The 24,449-nt window shown below is 38.2% G+C and carries 23 protein-coding genes and 3 pseudogenes; 9 read left to right on the forward strand and 17 right to left on the reverse strand.

The window, feature by feature from the left end; translation table 11 throughout:
- Nucleotides 1-70: 70 nt before the first annotated feature.
- The 4 genes from RR45_RS08850 to RR45_RS08865 form a co-directional block, all read right to left on the reverse strand.
- Nucleotides 71-214, reverse strand: coding sequence for a MerR family DNA-binding transcriptional regulator (locus tag RR45_RS08850; protein ID WP_084463471.1), 144 nt, complete (start codon nt 212-214; stop codon nt 71-73).
- Between the two features lie 155 nt (nt 215-369).
- Nucleotides 370-813, reverse strand: coding sequence for an anti sigma factor C-terminal domain-containing protein (locus RR45_RS08855; RefSeq protein WP_031367101.1), 444 nt, complete (start codon nt 811-813; stop codon nt 370-372).
- Nucleotides 810-1,466: a sigma factor regulator N-terminal domain-containing protein gene (locus RR45_RS08860; RefSeq protein ID WP_031367100.1), complete on the reverse strand. Its 657-nt coding sequence runs from the start codon at nt 1,464-1,466 to the stop codon at nt 810-812. The genes RR45_RS08855 and RR45_RS08860 overlap by 4 nt, the downstream gene beginning before the upstream one ends.
- Nucleotides 1,453-1,671 (reverse strand): sigma factor-like helix-turn-helix DNA-binding protein, encoded by a 219-nt coding sequence (locus RR45_RS08865; RefSeq protein ID WP_031367099.1) that lies wholly within the window; start codon nt 1,669-1,671, stop codon nt 1,453-1,455. The genes RR45_RS08860 and RR45_RS08865 overlap by 14 nt, the downstream gene beginning before the upstream one ends.
- A 9-nt stretch (nt 1,672-1,680) precedes the next feature.
- Between RR45_RS08865 and RR45_RS08870 the strand changes: the two genes are divergently transcribed.
- Both RR45_RS08870 and RR45_RS08875 read left to right on the forward strand, forming a co-directional pair.
- Nucleotides 1,681-2,529, forward strand: coding sequence for a transporter substrate-binding domain-containing protein (locus RR45_RS08870; RefSeq protein WP_031367098.1), 849 nt, complete (start codon nt 1,681-1,683; stop codon nt 2,527-2,529).
- Nucleotides 2,516-3,991, forward strand: coding sequence for an amidase family protein (locus tag RR45_RS08875; RefSeq protein ID WP_072353623.1), 1,476 nt, complete (start codon nt 2,516-2,518; stop codon nt 3,989-3,991). The genes RR45_RS08870 and RR45_RS08875 overlap by 14 nt, the downstream gene beginning before the upstream one ends.
- 48 nt (nt 3,992-4,039) lie before the next feature.
- On the opposite strand, the gene RR45_RS08880 is transcribed toward RR45_RS08875, so the two are convergent.
- The 3 genes and pseudogenes from RR45_RS08880 to RR45_RS08890 form a co-directional block, all read right to left on the reverse strand.
- Nucleotides 4,040-4,357 carry a bacteriocin immunity family protein gene (locus tag RR45_RS08880; protein WP_072353622.1) on the reverse strand — a complete coding sequence of 106 codons (318 nt, stop codon included), beginning with the start codon at nt 4,355-4,357 and terminating at the stop codon, nt 4,040-4,042.
- 124 nt (nt 4,358-4,481) lie between these two features.
- On the reverse strand, nt 4,482-5,441 hold the full coding sequence (gene menA, locus RR45_RS08885; RefSeq protein WP_031367095.1) for a 1,4-dihydroxy-2-naphthoate polyprenyltransferase: 960 nt from the start codon (nt 5,439-5,441) through the stop codon (nt 4,482-4,484).
- A gap of 840 nt (nt 5,442-6,281) precedes the next feature.
- Nucleotides 6,282-6,498, reverse strand: a pseudogene (locus tag RR45_RS08890) (PadR family transcriptional regulator); the annotation flags it as partial.
- Nucleotides 6,499-6,768: 270 nt separating this feature from the next.
- Between RR45_RS08890 and RR45_RS11435 the strand changes: the two are divergent.
- Nucleotides 6,769-7,125 (forward strand): annotated as a pseudogene (locus RR45_RS11435) (transposase); the annotation flags it as partial.
- Here the strand turns inward: RR45_RS11435 and RR45_RS08895 are convergent.
- From RR45_RS08895 to RR45_RS08940, 10 genes and pseudogenes are all read right to left on the reverse strand, one after another.
- The gene (locus RR45_RS08895) at nt 7,118-8,239 is read right to left on the reverse strand and encodes a class C sortase (RefSeq protein ID WP_031367094.1); all 1,122 of its coding nucleotides are present in this window, start codon (nt 8,237-8,239) and stop codon (nt 7,118-7,120) included. The pseudogene RR45_RS11435 and the gene RR45_RS08895 overlap by 8 nt on opposite strands.
- Nucleotides 8,236-9,432 carry a class C sortase gene (locus RR45_RS08900; RefSeq protein WP_031367093.1) on the reverse strand — a complete coding sequence of 399 codons (1,197 nt, stop codon included), beginning with the start codon at nt 9,430-9,432 and terminating at the stop codon, nt 8,236-8,238. The genes RR45_RS08895 and RR45_RS08900 overlap by 4 nt, the downstream gene beginning before the upstream one ends.
- 86 nt (nt 9,433-9,518) lie before the next feature.
- Complete coding sequence (locus RR45_RS08905) at nt 9,519-11,006, reverse strand: SpaH/EbpB family LPXTG-anchored major pilin (RefSeq protein WP_031367092.1); 1,488 nt, start codon at nt 11,004-11,006, stop codon at nt 9,519-9,521.
- A gap of 63 nt (nt 11,007-11,069) precedes the next feature.
- The gene (locus RR45_RS08910; protein ID WP_031367091.1) at nt 11,070-11,801 is read right to left on the reverse strand and encodes a pilin N-terminal domain-containing protein; all 732 of its coding nucleotides are present in this window, start codon (nt 11,799-11,801) and stop codon (nt 11,070-11,072) included.
- Nucleotide 11,802: 1 nt separating this feature from the next.
- Complete coding sequence (locus tag RR45_RS08915) at nt 11,803-15,462, reverse strand: SpaA isopeptide-forming pilin-related protein (RefSeq protein ID WP_031367090.1); 3,660 nt, start codon at nt 15,460-15,462, stop codon at nt 11,803-11,805.
- A 175-nt stretch (nt 15,463-15,637) separates the two neighbouring features.
- Complete coding sequence (locus tag RR45_RS08920) at nt 15,638-15,979, reverse strand: hypothetical protein (RefSeq protein WP_031367089.1); 342 nt, start codon at nt 15,977-15,979, stop codon at nt 15,638-15,640.
- Nucleotides 15,980-16,345: 366 nt separating this feature from the next.
- A pseudogene (gene tnpA / locus RR45_RS08925) lies at nt 16,346-16,809 on the reverse strand (IS200/IS605 family transposase).
- Nucleotides 16,810-17,021: 212 nt separating this feature from the next.
- The gene (locus RR45_RS08930) at nt 17,022-17,660 is read right to left on the reverse strand and encodes a TetR/AcrR family transcriptional regulator (RefSeq protein ID WP_031367087.1); all 639 of its coding nucleotides are present in this window, start codon (nt 17,658-17,660) and stop codon (nt 17,022-17,024) included.
- A 25-nt stretch (nt 17,661-17,685) separates the two neighbouring features.
- Nucleotides 17,686-18,870: an ABC transporter permease gene (locus RR45_RS08935; RefSeq protein ID WP_031367086.1), complete on the reverse strand. Its 1,185-nt coding sequence runs from the start codon at nt 18,868-18,870 to the stop codon at nt 17,686-17,688.
- Nucleotides 18,867-19,589 carry an ABC transporter ATP-binding protein gene (locus RR45_RS08940; protein ID WP_031367085.1) on the reverse strand — a complete coding sequence of 241 codons (723 nt, stop codon included), beginning with the start codon at nt 19,587-19,589 and terminating at the stop codon, nt 18,867-18,869. The genes RR45_RS08935 and RR45_RS08940 overlap by 4 nt, the downstream gene beginning before the upstream one ends.
- A 180-nt stretch (nt 19,590-19,769) precedes the next feature.
- On the opposite strand from RR45_RS08940, the gene RR45_RS08945 reads away from it, so the two are divergent.
- The 6 genes from RR45_RS08945 (at nt 19,770) to RR45_RS08970 (ending at nt 24,388) form a co-directional block, all read left to right on the forward strand.
- Nucleotides 19,770-20,348 carry a uracil-DNA glycosylase family protein gene (locus tag RR45_RS08945; protein WP_031367084.1) on the forward strand — a complete coding sequence of 193 codons (579 nt, stop codon included), beginning with the start codon at nt 19,770-19,772 and terminating at the stop codon, nt 20,346-20,348.
- Nucleotides 20,349-20,615: 267 nt separating this feature from the next.
- Nucleotides 20,616-22,466 carry a heavy metal translocating P-type ATPase gene (locus RR45_RS08950; protein ID WP_031367083.1) on the forward strand — a complete coding sequence of 617 codons (1,851 nt, stop codon included), beginning with the start codon at nt 20,616-20,618 and terminating at the stop codon, nt 22,464-22,466.
- Nucleotides 22,467-22,545: 79 nt separating this feature from the next.
- The gene (locus RR45_RS08955; protein WP_031367082.1) at nt 22,546-22,773 is read left to right on the forward strand and encodes a heavy-metal-associated domain-containing protein; all 228 of its coding nucleotides are present in this window, start codon (nt 22,546-22,548) and stop codon (nt 22,771-22,773) included.
- 17 nt (nt 22,774-22,790) lie between these two features.
- Nucleotides 22,791-23,069: a hypothetical protein gene (locus RR45_RS08960; RefSeq protein WP_031367081.1), complete on the forward strand. Its 279-nt coding sequence runs from the start codon at nt 22,791-22,793 to the stop codon at nt 23,067-23,069.
- A 27-nt stretch (nt 23,070-23,096) separates the two neighbouring features.
- Complete coding sequence (locus RR45_RS08965) at nt 23,097-23,750, forward strand: Crp/Fnr family transcriptional regulator (RefSeq protein WP_031367080.1); 654 nt, start codon at nt 23,097-23,099, stop codon at nt 23,748-23,750.
- A 95-nt stretch (nt 23,751-23,845) separates the two neighbouring features.
- Nucleotides 23,846-24,388 (forward strand): hypothetical protein, encoded by a 543-nt coding sequence (locus tag RR45_RS08970; RefSeq protein WP_072353621.1) that lies wholly within the window; start codon nt 23,846-23,848, stop codon nt 24,386-24,388.
- The last annotated feature ends 61 nt before the right edge of the window (nt 24,389-24,449 follow it).

The raw sequence follows: 24,449 nt of genomic DNA on the forward strand, positions 1-24,449 counted from the left end.
AATTCGAGCTGTAAAGTAGGTGCTGGATTTCGGTCAAAGGAAAGCCACAAGCCTTGAAAAAACAAATTTGCTAGAGTTTATCCAAATCTTCGTCTGAGTAATCGCGATAGTCATTCCACGCATTTCGAGTTGGCACTAGTAGACCAATTTTATCATAATGGTGCAAGTTGCGCACACTGATACCGGCGAGTTTAGCTGCTTCTTTGATGTTCATGTGTTCCTCCTGACTATAGCTCTATTATAAACTATAACCTTACGTTAGGGTCAAGAGATAAAAAAACTATTTTGAAAAGGATGATTTTCAAAATAGTTTTCCTGTTTCATTTTATAAAGTGGGACATTTTCTATCAATTAAAGGGACTATTGCTATTATTTGGTTGGTTTGATATAAGGGATAGTCTCTGCACTTGCACCGGCTGAGGCAGCTCGTATCCAAGATTTACCTTCTAACTGTTTAAAGTTTTCACTTCTGCCTGTTAAGACAATGCCATTGAGCAACATGTCTTTTTTATTTTTCAAGTGATTATTTTTCAAAATACCGTCTAAAACTTTCCGCTCTTCCTTATCCATTTTGAGCGAGTAATCTGTTTTCAGCATTTCAAAAGTAGTCTTAAGACCATTGTCACCTTCCCAATAGTTACCTAAACGTAGGTCTCCAAATTTAATATCGCCATTTTCTGAATAACCAAAGGTCACTGTTCGTGCAAAAACATCCTCATCTGCATCATTCAAATGGATATGTTCTGTTTTCTTACTCGCTTGCGCACCTTCGCTCACCCAATACCAAGCCTGTACTAGATTTTCGGGCATCATCTTTTGGACTTCTTCATAAGTATAGGGTTTGTCAAAAGAATACCGACTTCAACCACACGATTTTCTGTTTTGACAATATTTTCTAAATCATTGGGATAGGTGATTTTTTCATACAAATCTTCTGGAAATCTCGTCCATGATGACCCGTTCTTTCCTTTTTTCTTTGTATAATTTTTTTCTTTAATGGCTTTATCCTGAATATCAGCCGTGATATATTTGTAAATGATATTCGGATTGAAAAAGTTCATTCTTCGACCTTCAGGATAGGTTTTCCCACCCATACTATAAATGTCTACCTTTCCTAACTTACTGAAAATATTAAAGGTCCCTGATATATTTCCCCACTCTACTGGATAACCATCAACATTTTTTTCTACTTCTGCTATATTTTTACCGTTAAATAACTCAATATCTGATTGAGGTAAACTACGTGTCTGCACGTTGGGTGTCATGAACCGAGTCCTAACTTCAAGATACTTAGCATTTTCAAAGAAACGTCGGTCATTAATAAAGCAAATACCAAGTAATATAGCAAAAACCATAATAATTGATAAAACTACAGAAAGCACCATCGTCAAAATACTTTTCTTCCGATTTTTCTTCTTACTTTTTTTCACCACTTCTTCAAACTTGTCCGAATCAAATGTCGTCATTTTCTTTTACCTCCAAATAGATTTTCTTAAACGCTTTTCTGGCACGGTATAGTGTCGTATTGACCGTGTTTAACTTCATATCCAAGAGGAACCCAATCTCCTCATGGCTCAATGTCTCATCATATCGCAGGAGTAACAGCTCCGTATAATTCGGTTTGAGTAAATGCAAGACTCGACTCACGTAAACATCTTCCAGATTTTCCATCTCAAATACATGAATAAAAAAATATTTTTAGGACTAACCTTATTTTCTCTTACTTCTTTTGGGGTTTTGACCGCCTGCGGCAAAAAAGAAAGCCTTAAATCTGAACAAAAGGAAATTATCATCGCAACAAATGCTAATTCCAAGCCCAACACTTATATGGTTGACGATAAATTAACAGGCTTTGACGTTGAATTAGCACGCACAGTTTTTAAACAACTTCCTGAGTACAAAATAAAATTTCAAGTGATTGATTTCAACTCTGTTTTATCTGGCGTTGATAATGGCCGTTTTCAAATGGCTGCCAACGCTTTATCCTGGACTCCTGAACGCGCAGAAAAATATAATTACTCACTACCACTTTCAAAATCAGCAACATCCGTTGCAGTTAAACCTGACTTAAAAGTCAAAACCTTGTATGACCTAGCAGGTAAAACAACCGAAGTATTACCCGGTGTTCAAGTCGCAACTATGCTCGAAACATGGAACAAAGCACATCCTGACCAATCCATGACCCTAAACTATATGGATACTAGCTATCCTTTGACATCCTATGTTGCTGATGTAGCATCTGGTAAAAGTGATTTTGTCATTTATGACCAAATTTCATTGACTCAAATCGTTCAGCAAAATGGTTATCAACTCAAAGTAACCCCTATTGATTTAGGAGAAACAGATAAACATACTGGTTTTAATTACTTTATTTTTGGTAAAGATACAAAAGATAAAGCCTTACAGAAAAAAGTTGATACCATCTTAATTAAACTCAAAAAAGACGGTACCATGAGCAAACTTTCAGAAAAATACTTAGGTGGTGATTTTACACCCAAAGAGAAAGAAATGAAAGATGACGAAAATTAAAGATGCGACTTATTGGTCAGAACAAATCCGTAAAGGCGAAACCACCCCAATTGAATTATTATTAGTAGCCGAGAAAAAAATCGAAAAGCTCAACCCACAATACAATGCATTAGTCGCTTATGATATAAATCAGGCCAAAAACGATCTCTCCAAAACCCAAAATGGTTACTTTGCAGGTCTCCCTTTCCCACTAAAAATGTTGGGGCAAGACCACGCAAATCTCCCTGCAACTGCTTGCTCTAAACTTTTCAAAGACAACATAGCCCACTCAGACGACAATTACGTCAAAGCCGTTCTAGCAGCTGGCTTAACCCCATTTGGTCAGACAAATGCACCTGAATTTGGCTTTAAAAATATCTCAGACGCCGCACTTTATGGCAACACACGCAACGTTTGGAACAGCGCCTACTACTCTGGCGGTTCTTCTGGTGGCGCAGCCACTGCTGTAGCATCAGGCATTTTCCCCATGGCAGGAGCATCAGACGGTGGCGGTTCTATCCGAATCCCCGCCTCATTTTCCGGTCTCATTGGCTTAAAAATGACACGAGGCCTCATGCCGCAAGGACCCCAAAACTACCGAAGTTGGCAAGGCGCAGCCACCTCAGGCGCTTTGACAATCTCCGTTCGTGATACAGCCAGCTTTTTAGCAGAAATGCAGCGACAACAAGAAACTGATCCTTATCAAGCACCCTTGCTAGACCAAAACACCCTGCATCATTTGACAGCAAGCGACAAGCCACTAAATATCGCATTTTCGACAGCCACGCCAATCGCCGGCATTGACATCTCCGAGACTGCGAAGACGGCCCTCCAAAAAACCGTCGACTTCCTGAAAGCACAAGGTCATCAGCTCACTGAAATCGCCTTCCCGCTAGATGCTCGCCCCCTGATTCAAACCTACTACCAGATGAACGCAGCTGAAACCTACACCATGCTCAAACCCTGGGAGACAGCACAAGGCAGAAAAATCAGGCTTGATGACGTCGAACCCTTAACCTATGCCCTCCTAGAGACTGGCAGAAAAGCAGATGCCGCCTCTTATGTTCAAGCCTTGAACGCATGGGATGCTGCTTGCGCGACTTTCAATGACAAGGTTTTTAAACACTATGATTTTTTATTGACACCTACAACAGCAAAAACAGCACCTAAAATTGGGGAAACTTTCATCACCCCTGAGCTATTAGAAAAAATGGCAGATATTAGCCGATATGACTTTTCAGAACAGATTGACATCATCGAGCAAGCTTTTGAAACCTTCCTAACTTTTTCACCCTATACTTTCATCAGCAACCTAACCGGACAACCTGCACTCTCACTTCCAGTTTACCTGGAAACTGAAACCAATCTACCACAAGGCATTCAACTTTGGGGCAGAAAAAACTCCGAAATTTTGATGCTCCAACTCGCACTACAATTCGAAAATCATCATCAGCTTGTATTACCTGACTTTTATCGTGATTAATAAAAAAGACTGCCAATTTATCAATTAGCAGTCTTTTCATTTAAAGTTTTAGTCTAAATAACTACGATTAAGCATCATAGAACCTCGATTTGTCCCAATAGGGACTAGTTTATCCATGATTGGATTTAATTTTTTATAAAAAATAGTCGCATCAGCTGTTAAATGATGCATTATCGCCTCTTGCTGCATGCTTGAAACAACTTGGTTAAGGACAGCTACAGAATATCTTCCTTTTTCCAAATCCTGTTTAGCCATAAGCCCTATCTTTCTTTCACGTTCTGTTAAATGAGGATTAAGACAGTAATCATACAGCATATTCAGAAATTCTAGTTCAACAGCAGTCATTTTTTTTCGAGATGTAAACATCGTTACCCCATATTCTATTTACCTTGTCATTCTCACCACAAGATACAATTTTCCTATTTATTAAACCAAAGCAAGTTAAAGATGTCAACTTTTTTTAGCAAAAACTGACTTGAGCGCACGAATACTAGAAATTCACACCTTTAATAATAAGACTAAGGGCTAATCCCAGCGCATACAGCGTATTGAAAATCACTAAATTTTTAATCGCATATTGAAAACATTTGGGATGAGGCAATGTCTGTTCAAATGCTTGCGTATTTTTCAAAATAATCGGAAGCGAAGCAAAGGTTACTAAAATCGGCCAATGATAGACACCTGCCAGTAAGCCAATGATAATGGTCCCATAACCAAGCAAAGCAAGAAATTTAAAGAGGCTGACACCCGTTGGACGTCCGATATAGTAGATTAGGGTATAACGGTGATTTTCGATATCCATCGTTAAATCTCTTAAATTGTTAGCTAGCATGATATTAGAAATTGAGCTGATCAGGGGCAATGACGCTAAAACGATCGCTGCAAGCGCGTAAATGTTGCCCTCAAGCTGAAATAGCCCTCTGCTAAAATCAAGCTGTAGGTAGATAGGTGGGTGATGCGTAGCATTGGTCAAAATCGTTAAGCTAAAAATACCGAGTCCCATTGACAAGCCACTAAATATCTCACCTAAAGGCATCCTTGAGAGGGGGATGACCCCCCAGGTATAGAAAACGCCAATCAAACAGCAAATCCCACCTATCAACATGAATACCCAGCCATTTTGACTTGTTAAATAGATGCCAACTCCCATCGTCATCAAGAGCATGATAAAAATGAGATGACGCACAAGCTTGAGTGAGATGTTTAACTGTCCGATGATATTTTCTTCCATTTGATAGGTTTTAGATTTAGCTTTTCTAAAGTCCATATAATTGTTAATCATCGTTGTTACCATATCAAAAATCGTCATCCCGATGAAAAAGATAAAGGTATTCAACCAATGCACCTCACCAAAATAAGTCATCGCAAATAAAACACCCATGATAAAGGGGAATAAACTGGCTAACTTTGTTCTAATTTCAACCAATTCTAAAAATGTACGATAGGTCATACGGTCTCATTTCTATTGTATAGCGCCTGATGTAGTCAAAAGACAGACAGACCCAATACTTATCTAAAGTCATCCTAAAAAATACTGGTATAATTTTTCAAAAAAACACCCCGCAAAATTGCGAGATGTCCAAATTGTAAATATCGATAAATATTAACGTTTACTAAATTGTGAAGCTTTACGGGCTTTTTTAAGACCTGCTTTCAAAAACACTCACTTATATAAATTTCAAAGAGCTTGAAAATCATGGTTCTCCTGAATTTTCAATTTTAGTAATTTCAATTGATTTCAATTAGTTTCAACTGAATGGTGTGAATTTTACCTTAAAAATACGTGAATTGAGCTAACTAATACTAAAAGTTCACACCATTGCTTAGTTGAATAAAGAATAAAGTCTATCAGCAAGAAAAAAACTGATGGACTTTATTTTGTATTTAAAAAGTGTATTACAGGCTTCCTTAAGATCTGCTTTTAAAAAAAATTTGTAGGACCATTCTGATATTATAGCGAATATCTTTTATTTCTTTCTTCGTAGTTCTCCTTTTTCTGTTGCATAAGTCTATTGTCTTTCTATAAACCTATTACATTATGGAAAATAAAATGAGACAACAGGATATACTTTAATGTCCTATATAAAATAAAAGTTCAAAAGGTAAGTGTGTGCTTCGCTCCCACTGCCCATCGACGTTTTAGTAGCCTTTCCCTCACTTCGTTCAGTCCAAGCTAACTAAAAATTCTCGGGCTACTCTCTCCTTTACCCTAAAAAAATAAATCAAAACGCAGTCTTTTAATATCTTCTAGTTAATCAAACAAAAAACAAGAACGAAAAACAAAGACCTCTTTGCGACGATGAGGTCTACTTGGAATTTCTTCTATCAAATTAAGCTTAAGTAAATTTTCAATCGCTCCATACATAGTTCCTGCTGCTACCTTAACTGATCCATCACTTAACTTATCAATTTCTTGAATAATAGCATATCCATGAACGGGTGTAGTTAAAACTAAAATAATATAAAAAAGTTCTTTCCGTTAAAGGTAAATATGGATTTCTAATCATACAAAGAAAGTCAAGTATTAGAAAAAAGTTCACTAGGATAATAGTCTAAGATTCTATTAAAAATTCAAAAGATCAAGTGTTCACTTCGCTCTCACTGCCCTCGACGTTTTAGTAGCCTTTCCGTAACTTCGTTCAGTCTAAGCCAACTAAAAGTTTTCGTGCTACTCTCTCCTTCACCCTAAAAAATAAATCGAGTTGTGTGTCTGTTTTCGGCCATTTTGATATCTTATTTAAACTTTCTTGAATAAATGTACGCTCTAAACGAGGTCACTGGAACATCCGTTTCAAGCCTTTCGTGTAAGAATGATGAAAAAGCTGCAATTAAAAGGGCTCAAAAATGAAGTACAGAAACTGAAAGTAAATTGGCGTTTCTTAACTAAAAACAGACGAAATATAAAAAAACTTGGTGTAGTTTCCGTGCACTTAAATTCCCACTTCTTACAGAAAGTTTAGACGAAGAATTTAGAAAAAACTACAAAATTTACTCAAATATAACGAAGGTATACGAAGTGCATTGATTTATCCCCATACCAATGACAAAATTGAAGCTAAGAATACCCATATTAAACAATGAAACGTGTATCTTATGGATTTAAATCATTTGATAACATGAGCATTTTTATTTGACTTCTAGCATTCTTTCTTCTTTTAACATAACTTTTTTCTTATTTATCTTCCAAATCTTGGATGGCCTCTTTTTTTTCTTCAAACCAAACTGCACCAACCAACTCTTGCCCAATTTCAAACGATAGCAATCCCCTGGTAGATCGGTAAAAGTGACTTGTCCGGTTTGATCTGTTAGTTCTTGATAGGCTTTTCCATTACGCCGCAGGGCTTTTTTCCCTTTTTTATCATAGAGTGCGATTGGCGTATGTTCTGCCACGCCTTCTAAGCAAACTGTGAAATCAAAACGCACTTTCCGCAGTCGGTAACGGGCGATCACATGATACAATTGATAAATAGCGGCTAAGATCAACAGGGCCGTCACCGCCAAGATAGCGATTTGTTTCAACTTACGAAAACGATCGCCTTTGACTTGTTTTTTCTCAGCAGCCGGTGTATATGGCACGCGTTTTCCTGTGACTAACAAACGGTGACTATTGATCATATAAGGGGTACAGGTCATGAGCGTCACCAAGTCTTGGCCTGGTTCGATCTTTAAAACCGAAGTCTGATCTGGCGTCACGACTTGGCTGTCAAACACTTCATAAGCCAAGGTTTCCCCTAAGACATTTAGCAGAAAAATATCACCGTTTTTAAGCTCCGGCAGATTGGTGAAGAGTTCCCGTTCTGGCAAGCCACGATGAGCCGAGATCACCGCATGGGTACTTGCGCCACCAACAGGAAAGGACGTGCCATCTAGGACCGTCGCACCTTGTTCCAATAAATCATCATTGGTCGTATCAAACAGCGGTAACTCAATGGCCAAATCAGGAAGATTGAGGGTCCCAATCAAATGCTTTTTGTAATAAGCAGCTGAAACCGTACCGCCATTCGGATTCGCAAACGGATCAGCACCCGGAGCTAACCCACTTTCGATCAATTTACTATTTTCTTCCGCCAGTCGCTTGCGTTCGGCTTCAAATTCTTTCTGGCTTTCCTTCAAATAGCGATCGACGCGCACTTGATCGATCACATTATTCAACGCATCGACATAAAAGGGATAGAGCATGGTCAAGATGCCGACCATAAAAATGAGGATGATCGCAATTTGCGAGATCACTTGCCGATTTTTCTTCATTTTTTCGCTCCATTCTCCAGATAATAAGTAACTTTCTTACCGTGCTTTTTCTTCGTGACGCGGCTTAAAACAAACTGCCGATCTTTTAAACGGCGGACCTTGCCCTTAACTGGTTTTGTCGACCCATCGATCGCCTTGGCATAATAACGACCCCCTCTGATCTCAGGGAAAGACACCCATCCATCCACCTGGCTTACAGCAACTGGTTGGCTAGTGACATCTGTTGCCCAGCGTTTTTTACGGACTAAGGTAAAAGTCACGCCTGCTTTGGGTTGACCATTTTCCAATAAGTAAAAACAAAAGTCATAACTGTGTTTGCCACTTTGATAATAGACGAACTTGCGATACATCCAATAGAAAATCATGGCAAAGAAAAGCGGGATCAGTAGTAAATAAAAGCGAAAACGCCGTTCGACCGCTTTTTTGGTACTGGTCACTTCCTCCGCCATTTCCTCCACATAAGGCACACGGTGTCCAGTGACTAATAAACGATGGGTATTGATGCCATAAGGTGTACAAGTCAATAAGGTCACCAAGTCCCGCCCCGGTTGGATGACCACTTTGTCGATATCCGACGGTAAAACGATCTGGATGTCATCGACCGCATAAGCCAATTTTTCCCCAGCAATGGTCAAATAAAAATCATCGCCAATCACCAACTTTTCTAAATCTGTAAAAAGTTTACGTTCCGTCAAGCCACTGTGGCCTGAGATCACCGAATGGGTACTATTCCCACCGATCGGATAAGACGTTCCTTGTAAAATCGTCGCGCCTTTTTCCAAAAGAGCAGCATTGGTTTCATCAAATAAAGGTAAGCTGACCGAAATTTTTGGAATATAGATAGCACCCACGGTATGCTCTTCATAATAGGCTTTACCCGGATCTTTGGCATCATCGACCGCATTTTCAAACGGGTCTTCTACCAGTCCCATGCCAGGAATATTGGTCATGTTCTTACTTTCAGCTAGCTCTTTATTTTTTTCGGCCATTTCTTGGTGCCTTTTTGCTTGTTCTTTGGTATTTATTGCGGCCATCTCAGCCAAGTTTTTTTCCATCATCTTTTGGTCATAATAGGAATTCACCGCATTGGCCAAAAAGGGATAGCTGAAAATAATGGCACCGGTCGTAAATAAAATCGCCATTAGCAGTTTTAAAATCAAATTGATCCGTTCATTTTTTTGGCGCTGATCCATGCTTGCACCTCCTTCTCCCTATTTTAAAAGAAAGAAAAGGCAACTTCAAGAAATGAAGCTGCCTTTTGCTATTTTAAAACTATATCTTAGACTTCAGCTTGTGTTTTAGATTTCTTGAACCAAGCGTAAGCACCGATCATAAGAGCAGCACCGATAAGTAAGAAGGCATAGATCCCGTTACCACCTGTTGATGGAAGCAGACCTTTAGGCGTGTTAAGAACAGACTTTAGTTCTTGACTGCCATATTGACCGTGTTCAACAGTGAAATCGACATCTTCATCAAGTAACACATATTTATCACTTGAAGTCGCTTTTTCTTCTAATTGATATTCACCATTTTTCAAACCAATTACTTTCAACTCACCTTTGTCGTCAGAAACGATTTTCGTTGCTTTTGCTTCATCAGTCGTCCATTCTTTAAAGATATATTCACCTTTAGTGTTTTTAGCATCTTCAAATATTGCAAAGTTAGAGTCTTGTTTTACGACAAATTCCGCACCAGATAAGGTTGCACCAGATTGTGAATCTTTTTTGACGAATTTATAACCACCTGTACCAAATTGTGTTGGAGGTGTAATTTTATCTTGAGGGTTGTTACCAATTGTTACTTGGGCACTATTGTTTACTAAATCGTCAGGATTTACTTCAGCAGTTAATTTCATTTTGTAAGTAGCAATCAATTGACTACCAGCTAATTTTCCTACATTTTCACTTTGTTTCAAAGTAACAGTAAATCCGCCAGTTGCAGAATCTTCAGCTAATTCATAGTCAGTTCCAGCTACTAAACTAGTTGCTGCAAAAGAATCTTTTACATAAGCAAGTCCAGCAGTTGGCGTATCAGTTACAGAGTAAGTGACGCCATCTTCCAGAATGTCCGCAGGAATATTTAAAGTTAATTTATATTCGATTTCATCGCCAGTTGTAAGGTTATGATATAAAACATTTCCATCAGCATCCTTAACTTCAGTGAACTTATCTAAATTGGCAACTTCTTTTTTATCAGTCTTGGTTTCGTTCTTTGGATAGACTTGAACGTTGGTATTGATTGTATCTGAATATTTGCCATCTTTAAACGTATAGATTGGCATTGCTAAAACGATTGGAGCGGCTTTTGTCGTTACGGAAACATTGCCTGGCGTGCTTGTTTCAACAAACATATAGACTTTATCTTTGTCGCCGTCTTTTAAAGCAAGTCCTTCAAAAGTTGTTTGACCATTGGCATCCGTTTTTTGTTCTGCTTTTGCTACAGTTGTGTAATCTGACGCATTATCAGCAATTTCTTTTGTTGCTTCTGCTTGTGACTTACCATCTGCAATCAGAGCAAGATAAGCATCTGTTACATCATAGGCTGTAAAGCCGGCTCCTTCAAGTGGATCTCCACCAAAGTCCATTTCTTCCCCAGTATTTTGTATGGAACCTTGTGCTGGAGCTTCGCCATCTTTCCAGATTCGTTTGTTGATCGTTACATTTGTCGTTGTTGCTTTAGCAGCAGTTACTGCTTTCGCACTGAGCACGCCGGTGAACAAAGGCAACACAAGTAGTGCTGCAAAAAGTGTTTTCCACAATTTCTTCATTTTCTAATTCCTCCTTGATTTTTGTACAATATTCCAATAGACCTTAGTCTTTTATACCTTTGATTATTTGTTTCGTAAGGAATGTTTCCGCCATAAAATGATCGCCGTACCGATCAAAAGAATCCCCAATATACCTAAGAAGGATTTTGCTTCACCTGTTTGTGGCAAGCGTTTCTTCGGTTTACTTGGTTTTTTATGTTTAGTTGGTGTCACTGGCTTTTCAACGATTGTTCCCACATTTTTAGGATAAAGGTGAACGGTAGCTAATTCTTTGTCCGTATAGGTTTTACCGTCTGTGCTCATTTCATACACTGGTAAAGCCACTACTAAGGGTTCGGCCGCTTTTTCGACTTCTACCTTTTCAGGATCAGGCAATGCCGTTTCAACAATCAGGTAAACCGCATTTTTACCGCCACTGCTTTTAGGTAGTTGGGAAAATTTGATTGTGCCTTTTTCATCAGTCAGGCCTTGTCCTCTGATAATTTTTTGATAATCAGCAACATTTTCTTGAATCATTTGAATAGTTGTTGTTTCGTCAGAGCCTTTGACCAATTTATAATAATCCTCTGTAATGTCATAAATCGTAAAGCCGACCCCTTCGATTGGATCTTTGATATCTTGATCGGCCGCTCCCGTATTTTGAATAGCTGCATCAGGTGCTTGGTCCCACAATTGTTTGTGGATCACAATATCGATCGTCCTGTCATCCGCAAAGGCTTGTTGCCCCGTAAAGATCCCTACCAGCAAAGTTGAAAGAAGTATGGTGATTTTGATGAACAATGATTTATTCTTCATATTAGTTCAACTCCTTTCGATTACGGTAGAAGTAGCAGATCGTAAGAGCACCTGCTGCTGTGACAAGAGCTAAGGCTACTATGATGAAAGTCTGTATACCTGATCCGCCGGTTGCTGGCAGTTGTCCTTTGGGTGTATTAGCAACCGTCAATTCGATGACGTTATTGTCCTCATCTTTTAGATTTACTTTGATAGCATCTTTATCAAGATCCTTACCATCATAAGTCACGTCGCCGACAGTTCCGTCCGCATTTATAGTGACCTCGAAAGTCCCTTCTAAAAGGACAAACCCTTCTGGTGCTTTCGTTTCTTTGATAACGTAAGTTCCTGGACGAACACCGTAATGATTACCCGAAGCATCTAAAAACTGACCCGTTCCTTCATCATTGGTCTTCAGAGTAGCCAAAATCGTATTGGAATCCTCTTTTGTGGCTAAGCTGAATTCAGTATCTGCTAATGGTTTGTTGCTTTGCGAGTTCTTTTTAAGAATTGAAAAGTCAAAATCACGCAGTTCATTGTATTTGATTAAAACAATCTTATTATCACTCGTTAAATAGAAACCATCTGTCGTTGGTTTTGAGTTAGCGGTGATTTCTTTGCCATTTGCATCCAGTAGTTTCCCAGCGCTATCGATTTGGAACTTAAAGACTGTATCGTCTTTCTTATAGCCTGTCGGTACCTTCGTTTCTTCCAAGCTGTAATAGCCTGGTGCCAGGCTAGCAAAAGATTTGGCATCATTTCCGATCAAATCATCACCGACAACTTTACCATCATTCGTCCACTTATCGTCATATTGCTTCAACGTGAACTTCGCACCGTCTAATGTTTTACCACTATCTTTATTATATTTTTCAACCAATAAAGGACGTTTGGTAAACTCATTTTCAATGGTGTACTTGATAGTGTTGTCTTTGATTTCAATACCCGTTACAGCATCGTTGATGGTTACTTTACCTTCTGCACTAACGTTGACTTTCCAACTAGTTGTAGTAGCCGTATGTCCAGCTGGTGGTGTAACTTCTGTCAATGTATACTCAGTATTTAATTGCAGCTTGTACTTATCATCAGACAACGTATAGGTTCCATCCCCGTTGTCCTTAAGTTCAACGCCTGCATTTGGCAAACTACCTCCACTTAGTTTAAAGACTGCTCCTTTAAGAGGTGTCTTTCCTTGATCAGAAATTTTAGTGATCTCTAAAGCAAATGGTGTGTAGATTTTTTTATTGGTCCAAATGGTTGTAGCAGCATTACTTGAAGATTCATAGCCATTGACCGTTGCTTCTTCAAAGCTATAAGCAAAATCTTTCCCTTTGTTGTTGAATTGTGGCAACCAAAGCGATTCAGTAGCTCCTTGTGTTTCGGCTACTTTTTCAATATTGGTCTTTTCCCAGACATTAGTATCTGTAGCAACATCGCTTTTAGAAAGACGAATAAAACCTTGCTTCCAAGAATTGCTCTCTGTGGTATCTTTTCGGTTCAAGGTGAAATCAAGAGAATCGGGACGTTTACTCGTATCCTTATCGTATTCTTCCCAAATCTTTTTCAGATCAAGTTTCACCCCCGGTGCCTTTGCGGAAGGAACGCCAAAGTCTACTTTATTATCCGGATTGTCTCCGTTTGGTGTCAAAGTTGTTTGACCATTCATCGGATACCATTTTTCCGGCGTGAAATCTTTATCTTCTGTATTGATACGCACTTGATAATGGATCTGAATTTCTTGATCTTTGCCTAGGTTCAACTCAGTAGTGGTCACTTTACCATTCGACTGGTTTACGGTCGGTAAATCCGTTACAGCACTATTCCCTGTACTGATGCTCTTCACAGTTGGAGTGCCTTCATAAGAGAACTGATCACCCAAAGAATCATTGATCGAACCATTGACTATGGTGTTGAAAGATTTCACTACATTTTTAGCTTGTTCATTCAAATAATCAGAAACATCGTCTGTTGTTTCAGCATCTTTGTATTTACCCTGTGTAGCGATAAGACTTGCTCTATCGCGAACTTGTTGTTCAGTTAAAAAATCTCCATCCTTACTCAGCTGAATTCCCAGCGTGTGGATAGTTAAGCCCGCATCTTTGGCGATTTTAGCTGCTCCTAATGTGGCCGGCCAAGTACTATCAATATTTGTTCTATTTCCCCTAGAACCAACCGCATAACTACTATCGAGTTTAGAGGTATTGCCTGGTTCATCCAATCTATTACCAAATTCAGTAGCATAGGTAGTCCCATCAATCGTTTGCGCAGCGGTTACCTTCTTAGAAAAAGTAGGAACCCCATCGGTCAATACGATCATCATTTTGTTTTCATTGGAGATTCCCGCAAGCATCTGCTGACCTTGCTCGATCCCGATTTGAGTGTAAGTGCCTCCTGTAAATTTTGGTTTTAAAGTATCATTGATTGCATTTATATGACTAGTATCCGAAACTTTACCTATCGGTACAGTAAGATAACCGTTAGCCCCTGTTACATATCCTGGACTAGAAAATCCGACTAAACCAACCTTGACGTAATCCCCAATGCCTGCGTCTTTAATGGTTTGCAAGAAATTTTTCACACCATTTCTGGCTGCACCAGCACGATCATTCCAGCCGTTACTTTGACTCGATTCCATACTTCCTGACATATCCACTACCAAAACAATATCAACTGGTTTTATATCTTGTTGCGTATTACCTTTTACATTCAAATATACATCGTAAAGCCCTGGTTCACTCGTTTCTTTGGCATACTTCCGAATGGCAAAATCTGTTTGTTTTTCACCATACTGGATATAAGAATGTGTTGTGTCTGATGGATCGCCATTCCAGCTAGTTACACCATCCCAAGTGGCAAAGTTGCGTTCCTTGTTACCTTGGTGGTTGATCACATTTGTTTGCCCAGCTGGTTGCCAGCTATTAGTCGGAAAAGTTCCTTTTGTAGCATCTTTCGTATATTCTGGCGCAATATTGCTGTAATTAATGGAAGAAAATGCACTTATTCCACTAAGATATTTAAGGTTGCTAGAGCCCACTACTACCCGAGAGGAATTTATCTCAGACGACGTTGCTTCACTGGCTTCTTCCGTTTGTGCAGTCGTTTCGGTCTCTTGGCTACTGGTGATTTCTTCCGCTGTTGGCGGAGAAGTAGTACTTACTTCTGTCGTTTCTTCTGTAGCCACTGCTGGTAATTTCAACGCATGCGGACCTTCTACTGCACTAGTCAAAATATTCTTGTTAATAGTGACAGCTTGTGTTCCATCCGTTTTCGTTGCATCGGCTTGAATTTCAAGAGCTACCTTGGAGACATTTAGCACCGTTGTGAATGAAAGAGAACCCTGCGATTGTTTTGAAAAATCTTTTTCCGCAAACCATTGGTCATCATTAGCAGCAAAACTGGCATTTTCATTAAAAGCTATTGCTTCTCCATCAGCCGTCACTTTAAATTTCAGTGCTTGATCATTGCCATCACTTGCTACATTTTTTTCATATTGAAGTTCCCAGTTTAAAGAATTTCCATCTGATGAAACAGAGGAAATGACTTTTAAACCCGCTTGATCTACAATTTTATCCGGCTGGATTTCTATCGCATGTGCGATACTTGAACAAGCAATCAAGATTTGAGGGATAAAGCCCATCAAAATAGCAGCCATCATAAACCAGACCGATTTTTTCTTCTTCATTTCTTCCCTCCTCTAAAAAACAACTAAAGATAATTGCTTATTAATATAAATGTAATGGCATAGTGCGGGTTTTATTTTCAGCCTGTATCGTAGCTAAACAAATCGAGTTGTGTGTCCGTTTTGGGCCGTTTTCTTAATTGATTGCCTGGTATCTTCTTAAAGACTTGAAATCCCCTCAAAAACCCGATATAATGGGTTTACAGATATTTAAGTATCTGCTTAATAAAGTAATTAAATACTTTACCAAATTTTGGGGCTCGACTTCTTTAATTGATTGCTGGTAATCAATTAAGGCTCGCAACTTATTTTCTTGGCGGAAAATAAGTTGGTCGTGGCTCTTTTTTTTGTATTCTTTATTCAGTTCGTTGTTTCTTATATCTAGTATATCGCTTTTTAAAAAAATAAGCAATGATTTCGTGCATTTTTTACACGGAATCATTGCTTTTTCTAGCCGCTCAAGAGGGTCTCCTTTTAAACTTAATTTTTCAAGATAGTCGCTATCTCCAAATAAATTCATCTTCAATACCTTGTTAGCTTATTTTTAATCTATTATACCTCTTTTCATAAGTTTTTAGAGGTGCCCTTTACTATCTTTTAAACTTGAATTGGTAGTAGAATTCGTCCAATTTTAAGTTTCTGATAAAAGGATGAATCATGATAGTATAATTCTGAACAGGTATAAAATATATAAGCTCATAAGCAGAGCAGAAAAAGTATTTGAGTACATATAACTCCAATAATAATCATAATCACCCGTCAAACGGTGGTTTGAACCAGGGCTATAAGCCCAGATAACCAGCCAGCGCCTAAAGACGCTAGCTTTCACTTTGTTCAAGCCTCGCTGCTCTTGACTCGTCACTAGCCTCTTAAAGAGGCGATTGTATTACTTACCATTATCCCTAAAGGGATCTTCATATTCTTTCACACTCAATTTATCAAGTGAAATATCTTGCTTTTCCTGTTCCTGTATATATTTCTTTATCGTGGCTTCATTAAGCCCAACTGTACTGACATAGTAGCCTTCTGCCCAGAAATGGCGATTCCCAAATTGATATTTGAGGTTGGCGTGTTTGTCAAACATCATAAGAGCACTCTTACCTTTTAAATACCCCATGAAACTTGAAATGCTAATTCTAGGCGGAATACTGACCAACATATGAACATGATCAGGCATCAAATGCCCTTCGATAAACTCAACTCCTTTGTAGCGACATAATCGGTGAAATATCTCACCTAAACTGCTGCGATATTGATTATAGATTACTTTTCGTCTATACTTAGGAGTGAACACAATGTGGTAGAACACACCCACTTTGTGTGTGATAAACTATGCGCTTTTTGAGCCATACTTTTCTCCTTTCGCTTTACAATAGGCTTGAACACCTTTATTGTAGCGCGTTTGGAGTTTTTTTGGTATAACCGCAGATTGCGCACCCGCATAGCGAGTAGTTTATTTGTCTCGCACCTACGGAGCGAGACGGACTAAAAGTCACATAATGAGAAAAACACCAAAGTATTTAATCCTTTGGTGTTTTTGAAAAATAATAGATATAATCTCATTAAACTTTTGTTGTTATCAGTTTAATAAGCTGTTCTTCAATGCACTTCAAATCTTTCTCCTCCGACTGTGTTGAGATTTCAAGAACAAATCGTTGAAAAAAGTATGCAAATAGGAGTCCTAAGCCTGTTCGGATAACCTCACAATCTTCCTGATAAGTAACAATATTGGGGTTATCATTTTGTAACCGGCTTAGCTGCATTTTTAAATCATCAATAATAGTATCTTGAATAGCAGCCATTAGACTCTGACGTAGTCCTGAATTAACTAAGATTTCCTGAAGTATTATTTTTATTATATCTGCATTTTGAGCTAAGAAACGAAAGCGATTCTGAACAATAAAGTGAATAGCATCTTCAATCTTGCTATAGGTCTTCAATTTTGGCAGAAATTCTTTTTTCAACTCAGGAATGAGGGGCTCAATAATTTCTGATAAAAGCTCCTCTTTGGTTTTGAAATATTTAAAAATGGTGGCCTGACTAATACTGGCTTTTTCTGCAATTTGGGCAGTCGAAGTCCCATTGTAACCTTGCCGCGAAAACAGTTCAACAGCAGCAGAAAGGGTCTTCTTTTTTCCAGCAGGCATTTTTTGTACTTTCAGCCAATCCTGATAGCTATGTAAAATTGTATTGTTGTCCATCGTTACCTCGTTCTTTTCTTCTCTATTATACCTTGCGGTAGCGTTTTAGTCCAACGATATTCAAAATTGTTAAAATGCCAAGGAAGAAGGAAAGGACAAGCAGGTCATTTCCAAGATGGATAATGCTGGTACCGTTCAGAACAATTTTTGATAAGGCGTGCCCAGCATAATAAAGTGGAAGAACTTTCCCAATAGATTGCACCCAGTCTGCCATAGAATCTAAAGGAATGATACCTGAAATGAAAAGTTGCGGAGTGATAATGAGCGGGATAAATTGCATCATTTGAAATTCGGACTTGGCCAAAGTGGACAGCAGGAGACCAAATGCCAGAGCGACGAGCGCAAAAAGAATATTGACAATGATGACATCTCCTATATTGCCAAGAACTTCTAAATCTAAGAGCCAGATGGTTGATAAGACAATAACAACTGTCTGAAGTGCTGCAATAAGACTATAAGCCAGCATGTAGCCATAGACGATATCAGATCGCTTGACTGGTGTGGCTAGGAGGCGATCCAGTGTTCCCGTGGTACGTTCTTTCAAAAGAGCCATTCCTGAGATTAGAAAAACAAAGAAGAATACAAAGAAGCCCATCAGAATAGGAGTCATTTTGGTAAAGAAAGTGGTGTCCTCATCTCCATAAATATATTGTTCAGAGAGGTTAATATCATCAGCTTGAGAACCTTCAATTTCTACTGTTTCGGCTTGGTCGATATTTGCTTCATTAGAATCGCCGGCTTGTAAATTGCCAGACTGGCTTTGTGCCTTTTTAACAGCTTGAGCACTGGCTTCTTGTGCCTTCTTGAGATTTTCGATTTGGTCCTGAATTTGCGCTTGCTTGAGGGTGCTCGTTATGACCTGACGGGACAAGTTTGTTTTGCCAGGATCGGTATTGGTATAAGTTACCTGGTAGATATTTTCGTCCTTGAAGATAAGCACGGCGTCGACTTTTTCATCTTTTAAGGCTTCATTTGCCTTACTTTCTGTTTTATAATCCTTGGCCTTGATATGTTCCACGTCATCTAGGGATTTGACAATACTATCAGAAACATCGACGGCAGCGATGCTGACATTTGTTTCAGTATTAGCGGAAAAAGCAGCATTCATGAGCCACATGATAAAAACAGGCGCCATAAATAATAGGATCAGGGTTCGTTTATCACGTAATAGTTCCATGAATACTTTTTTTGAAATGGCCAAAATCTTCATTCTAATTCTCCCTCTGCTTTCAAGAAAACTTCCTCAACTGTATTGACACCATATGATGACTTAAGGGCAATGGGGCTGTTAAAGGCGATCATTTTGCCATCAAGCAACAGTCCAACCTTATCTGTCAGCTCCGCCTCATCCATGACATGGGTGGTAATCAATATGCCAACCCCTTCAGACTTCAATTGATGCAGTTCTTTCCAAACCTGACGGCGCAGAGCAGGGTCAATACCAACAGTTGGTTCATCAAGAATGAGGAGTCTAGGATTCCCTAAAAGTGCAATGGCTAAAGACAATCGACGTTTCATACCGCCAGAGTAGCCTGAAACGAACTTATTGAGGTGCTCCGTTAGTTCGACAACTTGTGAGACATGTTTAATGGCTTCAGGAATCTCAGCGCGAGACAGTCCCTTCATCCGGGCAAAAAATTGCAGATTCTCGAAACCCGTCAGTGACTCATAGAGGGCATCCGATTGTGCCATATAACCAATTTCTCCCAAGACATAGCGGTTGGGCATATGATGCCCTAGCACAAGCGCCTCTCCCTGATCCGCCTTTTCCATCCCAAGCATGGTTTTAATCATGGTTGATTTTCCAGCACCGGATGGGCCGATTAAACCGATAATTTGACCAGCTATCAAGTCAAAATTGATCTTGTCGAGAACAAGCTGCTGCCCAAAGTTTTTAGAGATTGCTTGTAAATCTAATAATTTTTCCATAAGAGCCTCTTTCTAAGTAAGTGATTAATCACTTACTTTTTTATTATAGTGGATAATCACTTACTTGTCAAATGATTTTTTAAAATTTAAATTGAAATTTGCTAACAAAATTGAGAAGCATCAAGTTTTCCCTCATACAAAGATGCTACAATATAGTAATGAAGAGAAAGGACGATTTGAATGAGCTATTCAAAACTTTTAAAAGAAATAATGTACGATGAAGATAATATTTCATATACAGAAAAAGGGATAAAACCACTTTTTTCTGCTCCAGAGACTGCTCAAATTATAATCATAGCACAAGCACCGGGGATTCGTGCTCAAGAGTTAGGTATATTTTTCAATGATTTAAGCGGCGATAAGCTTCGTGAATGGTTAGGTATTGATAGAGAATGTTTTTATGATTCTGGATATTTTGCAGTGGTCCCAATGGATTATTATTTTCCTGGAAAAGGTAAAACGGGGGACTTACCTCCAAGAAAAGGATTTGCAGAAAAATGGCATAAGAAAACATTAGATCTCATGCCAAATAAACAATTAATACTTTTGATTGGTGCCTATGCTCAACGATATTACTTAAAACAGAGATCGACGGAAAAATTAACCAATACTGTAAAGAATTTCGATAGATATCTACCTGAATTTTTCCCCCTTGTGCACCCTTCGCCACGTAATAATATTTGGCAGTCCAAAAATCCTTGGTTTCTAGATCAGGTTATTCCTGCTTTGCAGGAACGTGTTAAAGCAATTCTTAAATAAAGATTCGGAAATATACAGAAGATCGTTTTTAAACAATCTACCAGGAATAGTAGGTTTTTTTATAGTCAAAATTTTTAGAACTGATACTATCGTAACCGAATAGAATTATAAAAATATAAGTCTATGATTGATATCATTAAATCAATTGAACATAGTTAGATGTATTTGAAACAATCTAGACATTCTAGTATTTTTAAAACTTGATATAAATCAATTCTTATATTTTTATACTCATTTATACTAGAGACAATAAGGGAGGTAGAAATCATGCAAAAATGGTTATCAGGTTATCGAAATTGGTTGACAGTCATCACTGGTGTTCTTATTATACTTGCTTTTGCAGTCAAATGGTTTTTGAGTAGTGAGCAGGGCTCGGCTTATCTATTGTTTGCAGCTTCATTAGTTGGTGGTTTTCCAATTTTAGTTCAAGCATATCAAGCTCTTAGAGTTAAGGTCATTAGCATCGATCTTTTGGTGACCCTTGCTATTTTAGGGGCATTTGTTATTAATGAGTTTGTAGAATCAGCTATTGTAGCTTTTCTCTTCTTGTTTGGTGCATACTTAGAACAAAGAACATTAGCCAAGACACGTTCTGCGATTAAGAATCTTGTCGAGTTGGTGCCAGAGACTACATTTCGGAAAGCACACAATGGTGACTTTGAAGAGGTGTCGGTTGAAGAAGTTGAAGAAGGTGACATTCTTATAGTAAAAACAGGTGGTAAGATCCCAGTTGATGGTGAAGTTATATTTGGCGCTGGTACCACAAATGAATCTAGTATAACAGGTGAGCCTATTCCAGTCTCTAAAGGTCTAGGAGATAAAGTTTTTGCTGGTACTATTCTCGAAAATGGGACCATACAACTTCGTACTGATAAAATTGGGGAAGACACAACTTTTGGGAAAATTATTGAATTAGTCGAAGAAGCACAAGACTCCAAATCAAAAGCTGAAAGATTTATTGATCAATTTTCAAAATACTATACACCTGCAGTTTTGGTGCTTGCTATTCTCGTTTGGCTTATTAGTCGCAATATTAAGTTAGCCGTTACTATTTTGGTTCTTGGATGTCCTGGTGCATTGGTTATTGGGGTACCAGTTTCAAATGTGTCAGGGATTGGAAATGGCGCACGACATGGTATTTTATTTAAGGGTAGTGATGTCATTACAAACTTTAGTAAAGTTGATACAATGCTATTTGATAAAACAGGAACATTAACTTATGGTAACCCTCAGGTTTCACAGACAATCTACTATAGCAGTGATAGGAGTCTTGCTGAGAGCTTACTGGCTAGTGTTGAGAGAGAATCAGATCATCCGCTCGCGAAAGCAATTGTGAACCATTACTCAGGTTCTGTAGTAGAGGTAATTGACTCAACAGAGGTCGTTCAAGGTGGGGGAGTTGTTGCTCGTATTCAAAATCACCAAGTTCTCGTAGGGAACTCTTATTTGATGAATCAATATAATATTCCTTTCACTAACCAGATGAAGAGCGACATAGCAGGGATGGAAGCAGAAGGGAATTCAATTGTCCTAACTGCTATTGATGGACAAATAGCTCTTGTTGTAGGGATTCGCGACCAGATTAGACAAGGAGTCAAGGAGGATTTAGAGACGCTTAAGAATATGGGAGTAAAAAATCTCATTCTATTGTCTGGAGATAATCAAGGCACAGTTGATTTAGTTACTAATCAGTTAGGCTTAACCGAGGCTTATGGTCATCTACTACCAGAAGACAAGGCAGAATTTGTGAGAAAACGTCAGGCAAGTGGAGAAATTGTAGCATTTGTCGGAGATGGTATTAATGATAGCCCATCATTGGTCTTGGCAGATATTGGAATTGCCATGGGAAACGGTACAGATGTTGCCATTGAAACTTCAAATGTTGTTTTGATGAATTCGGATTTTCACAGAATCCCTCATGCGATCGGATTGGCTAAAGCTACACGACGTAATATGATTGAAAATATCTTCATTTCATTGCTAGTCGTAGTAGTTCTTCTTATCAGCGTTCTCTCAAGTTCGTGGATGAATATGGCTATTGGCATGTTTGTTCATGAAGGTAGCATTCTCCTAGTTATTTTGAATGCTATGAGGCTTTTAAAATATAAAAGAAAATAGAGATTCTTGATAGAAATCAATTTTTTATTCTAAATATCGTACTATACTAAAGATATAATAAGGAAAGGAAGTAAAGATGATGAAAAAAGCTATACTACAGCTTGAAACACTGGCTTGTCCTACATGTATGCAAAAAATTGAGGGAGCCATTAAAAGTGTGGCAGGTGTTGATAAGGACAGTGTTAAGGTTCTCTTCAACGCTAGCAAGGCAAAAGCAAATTTTGATACAAGTCTGACAAATATTGAAGAAATTACGAATGCAGTACGAGCAATTGGCTATGATGTTCTAAAAGCATCAGAAAAATAATAGGGGGGGAAGTTGTAATGTTAAAACAATTTTTTGAAGCAAATGATGAGATGCTTGATTTATATACTAATGCTATCACAAAAGCTCATGGGAAAAATCATCCAGAAGTTTTTGAAGTTCGCAAACTTTATGAAACAATTCAGCATAAAATTCAGGGTAATAATATGGACCTATCAAATGAATTTTCGGAACTGAGGGGTGTTACAAAAGATTTTGCGATTCCAGATGATGTTTGTGAGACATTTACTAAAACCTATCAGCTCTTAAAACAATTTGTCGAATTATCTCAAGAGTAGGTTTCGTCAATTAGAAAGAGGTTATCCATGGTTCAACATCTTTGCGTAACACTTGTACCATTATTTAATTATCTGTCAGAAGATGAGCAGATTGAAATCAATCAATTGGCGAGACACCAACAATTTAAAAAAAATGAGATTATTTTCAAACCAGGAGATGAAAAACTAAATATTGTAGCTCGTGGAAGTATGAAAGTCTATCAACTGTCTCCGAATGGTAAGGAACAACTTTTACGAGTTGTTGAACCGGGTAGCTATGAGGGTGAAAATCAGTTGTTTGGTATAAAAAATGAGACACTTTTTGGTGAAGCTCTCGAAACAACTGAAATTTGTAGCTTGAGCAAACAAGCTTTTGATCAAGTAATGCTTAGGAATCCACAAATAGCTCTTAAATTATTTGAATTAAGTATGCAAAAGATGATTCAAGTAGAGAAGCAGGCCCAGATTTTATCTATGGAGCGTGTTGAGGAACGTTTGTCGAACTACCTCTTGGATTTGTCAAAAGTAGCGAATGATTATCAGTTCAGTTTACCTATGAAGATGATTGATATCGCGCGATATATAGGAACTACCCCTGAAACTCTTTCTAGAAAATTTAGATTTCTTGAGGATAATAGATTGATAAAACGTTCAGGTAGAAGAATAATTATTCTTAACGGAGATGGCTTAATTGATTTATGAGGTGAAAAATGTCGTTTGACAAATTAAAGGAATATCTACCCTATCAAGGAGAAAAATATATTAAGCCTGAATAGGCTGGTAATTATCGCCGGTATATGATGGATTTAAGGAACCTAGCTCGACAGGCCCGGGATGAATTCAGTTTAATCAGTAAATCTTTTGAAGACAGGGTAAAGCCATTTAAAGCAGAGCGTGTTAGTCAATGGATGAATCAATCTCAGCTATGTCGTCCACATTTTTGGTGTTACTTCCGATTGCCTTCCGATGGTTTGGATGATTCGGCATTGGCTATTCGTCTTTATGGGGAATCTGATAATTTCAGAATTTCCGTTGAGGTTAGTTTTGTAGAAAGAAGAAGGTCTGAAAACAGTTTAGAGAAACAAAATAAAGTTTTGAATCTTCTTCCTTTTGGAGCCATGTATTATTTTGTACAAAAAAATGGTATAAGTTTCAAAATGGATGCAACAGAAGAAAATCGAAAGAGTTTACTAAAACAGGTCAAATCAGATGAGGTTCGTAAGGTCTTGGTTAAACAGGATATTCCAATTGAGACTGACCACTCATTAGAACGGTTAATTGATGATCTATTAAAAAGTTTTGATGAATTACTGCCATTTTATAAGGAAACAAAGAAATAAACTAAAGGATAGGTAGAAGTAACACCTATCCTTTAGGGCACCTCTAATAACTACCAATTAA

Source organism: Pseudolactococcus chungangensis CAU 28 = DSM 22330 (genome assembly GCF_002441885.1).
GTDB classification, from domain to species: Bacteria; Bacillota; Bacilli; order Lactobacillales; family Streptococcaceae; genus Pseudolactococcus; species Pseudolactococcus chungangensis.

What these genes read in the sequence shown, in the direction of transcription:
- RR45_RS08850 (WP_084463471.1), bottom strand. Translation starts at nt 214, where the DNA reads ATGAACATCAAAGAAGCAGCTAAACTCGCCGGTATCAGTGTGCGCAAC.
- RR45_RS08855 (WP_031367101.1), bottom strand. Translation starts at nt 813, where the DNA reads ATGATGCCCGAAAATCTAGTACAGGCTTGGTATTGGGTGAGCGAAGGT.
- RR45_RS08860 (WP_031367100.1), bottom strand. Translation starts at nt 1,466, where the DNA reads ATGACGACATTTGATTCGGACAAGTTTGAAGAAGTGGTGAAAAAAAGT.
- RR45_RS08865 (WP_031367099.1), bottom strand. Translation starts at nt 1,671, where the DNA reads ATGGAAAATCTGGAAGATGTTTACGTGAGTCGAGTCTTGCATTTACTC.
- RR45_RS08870 (WP_031367098.1), top strand. Translation starts at nt 1,681, where the DNA reads ATGAATAAAAAAATATTTTTAGGACTAACCTTATTTTCTCTTACTTCT.
- RR45_RS08875 (WP_072353623.1), top strand. Translation starts at nt 2,516, where the DNA reads ATGACGAAAATTAAAGATGCGACTTATTGGTCAGAACAAATCCGTAAA.
- RR45_RS08880 (WP_072353622.1), bottom strand. Translation starts at nt 4,357, where the DNA reads ATGTTTACATCTCGAAAAAAAATGACTGCTGTTGAACTAGAATTTCTG.
- menA (WP_031367095.1), bottom strand. Translation starts at nt 5,441, where the DNA reads ATGACCTATCGTACATTTTTAGAATTGGTTGAAATTAGAACAAAGTTA.
- RR45_RS08895 (WP_031367094.1), bottom strand. Translation starts at nt 8,239, where the DNA reads ATGAAGAAAAATCGGCAAGTGATCTCGCAAATTGCGATCATCCTCATT.
- RR45_RS08900 (WP_031367093.1), bottom strand. Translation starts at nt 9,432, where the DNA reads ATGGATCAGCGCCAAAAAAATGAACGGATCAATTTGATTTTAAAACTG.
- RR45_RS08905 (WP_031367092.1), bottom strand. Translation starts at nt 11,006, where the DNA reads ATGAAGAAATTGTGGAAAACACTTTTTGCAGCACTACTTGTGTTGCCT.
- RR45_RS08910 (WP_031367091.1), bottom strand. Translation starts at nt 11,801, where the DNA reads ATGAAGAATAAATCATTGTTCATCAAAATCACCATACTTCTTTCAACT.
- RR45_RS08915 (WP_031367090.1), bottom strand. Translation starts at nt 15,462, where the DNA reads ATGAAGAAGAAAAAATCGGTCTGGTTTATGATGGCTGCTATTTTGATG.
- RR45_RS08920 (WP_031367089.1), bottom strand. Translation starts at nt 15,979, where the DNA reads ATGAATTTATTTGGAGATAGCGACTATCTTGAAAAATTAAGTTTAAAA.
- RR45_RS08930 (WP_031367087.1), bottom strand. Translation starts at nt 17,660, where the DNA reads ATGGACAACAATACAATTTTACATAGCTATCAGGATTGGCTGAAAGTA.
- RR45_RS08935 (WP_031367086.1), bottom strand. Translation starts at nt 18,870, where the DNA reads ATGAAGATTTTGGCCATTTCAAAAAAAGTATTCATGGAACTATTACGT.
- RR45_RS08940 (WP_031367085.1), bottom strand. Translation starts at nt 19,589, where the DNA reads ATGGAAAAATTATTAGATTTACAAGCAATCTCTAAAAACTTTGGGCAG.
- RR45_RS08945 (WP_031367084.1), top strand. Translation starts at nt 19,770, where the DNA reads ATGAGCTATTCAAAACTTTTAAAAGAAATAATGTACGATGAAGATAAT.
- RR45_RS08950 (WP_031367083.1), top strand. Translation starts at nt 20,616, where the DNA reads ATGCAAAAATGGTTATCAGGTTATCGAAATTGGTTGACAGTCATCACT.
- RR45_RS08955 (WP_031367082.1), top strand. Translation starts at nt 22,546, where the DNA reads ATGAAAAAAGCTATACTACAGCTTGAAACACTGGCTTGTCCTACATGT.
- RR45_RS08960 (WP_031367081.1), top strand. Translation starts at nt 22,791, where the DNA reads ATGTTAAAACAATTTTTTGAAGCAAATGATGAGATGCTTGATTTATAT.
- RR45_RS08965 (WP_031367080.1), top strand. Translation starts at nt 23,097, where the DNA reads ATGGTTCAACATCTTTGCGTAACACTTGTACCATTATTTAATTATCTG.
- RR45_RS08970 (WP_072353621.1), top strand. Translation starts at nt 23,846, where the DNA reads ATGATGGATTTAAGGAACCTAGCTCGACAGGCCCGGGATGAATTCAGT.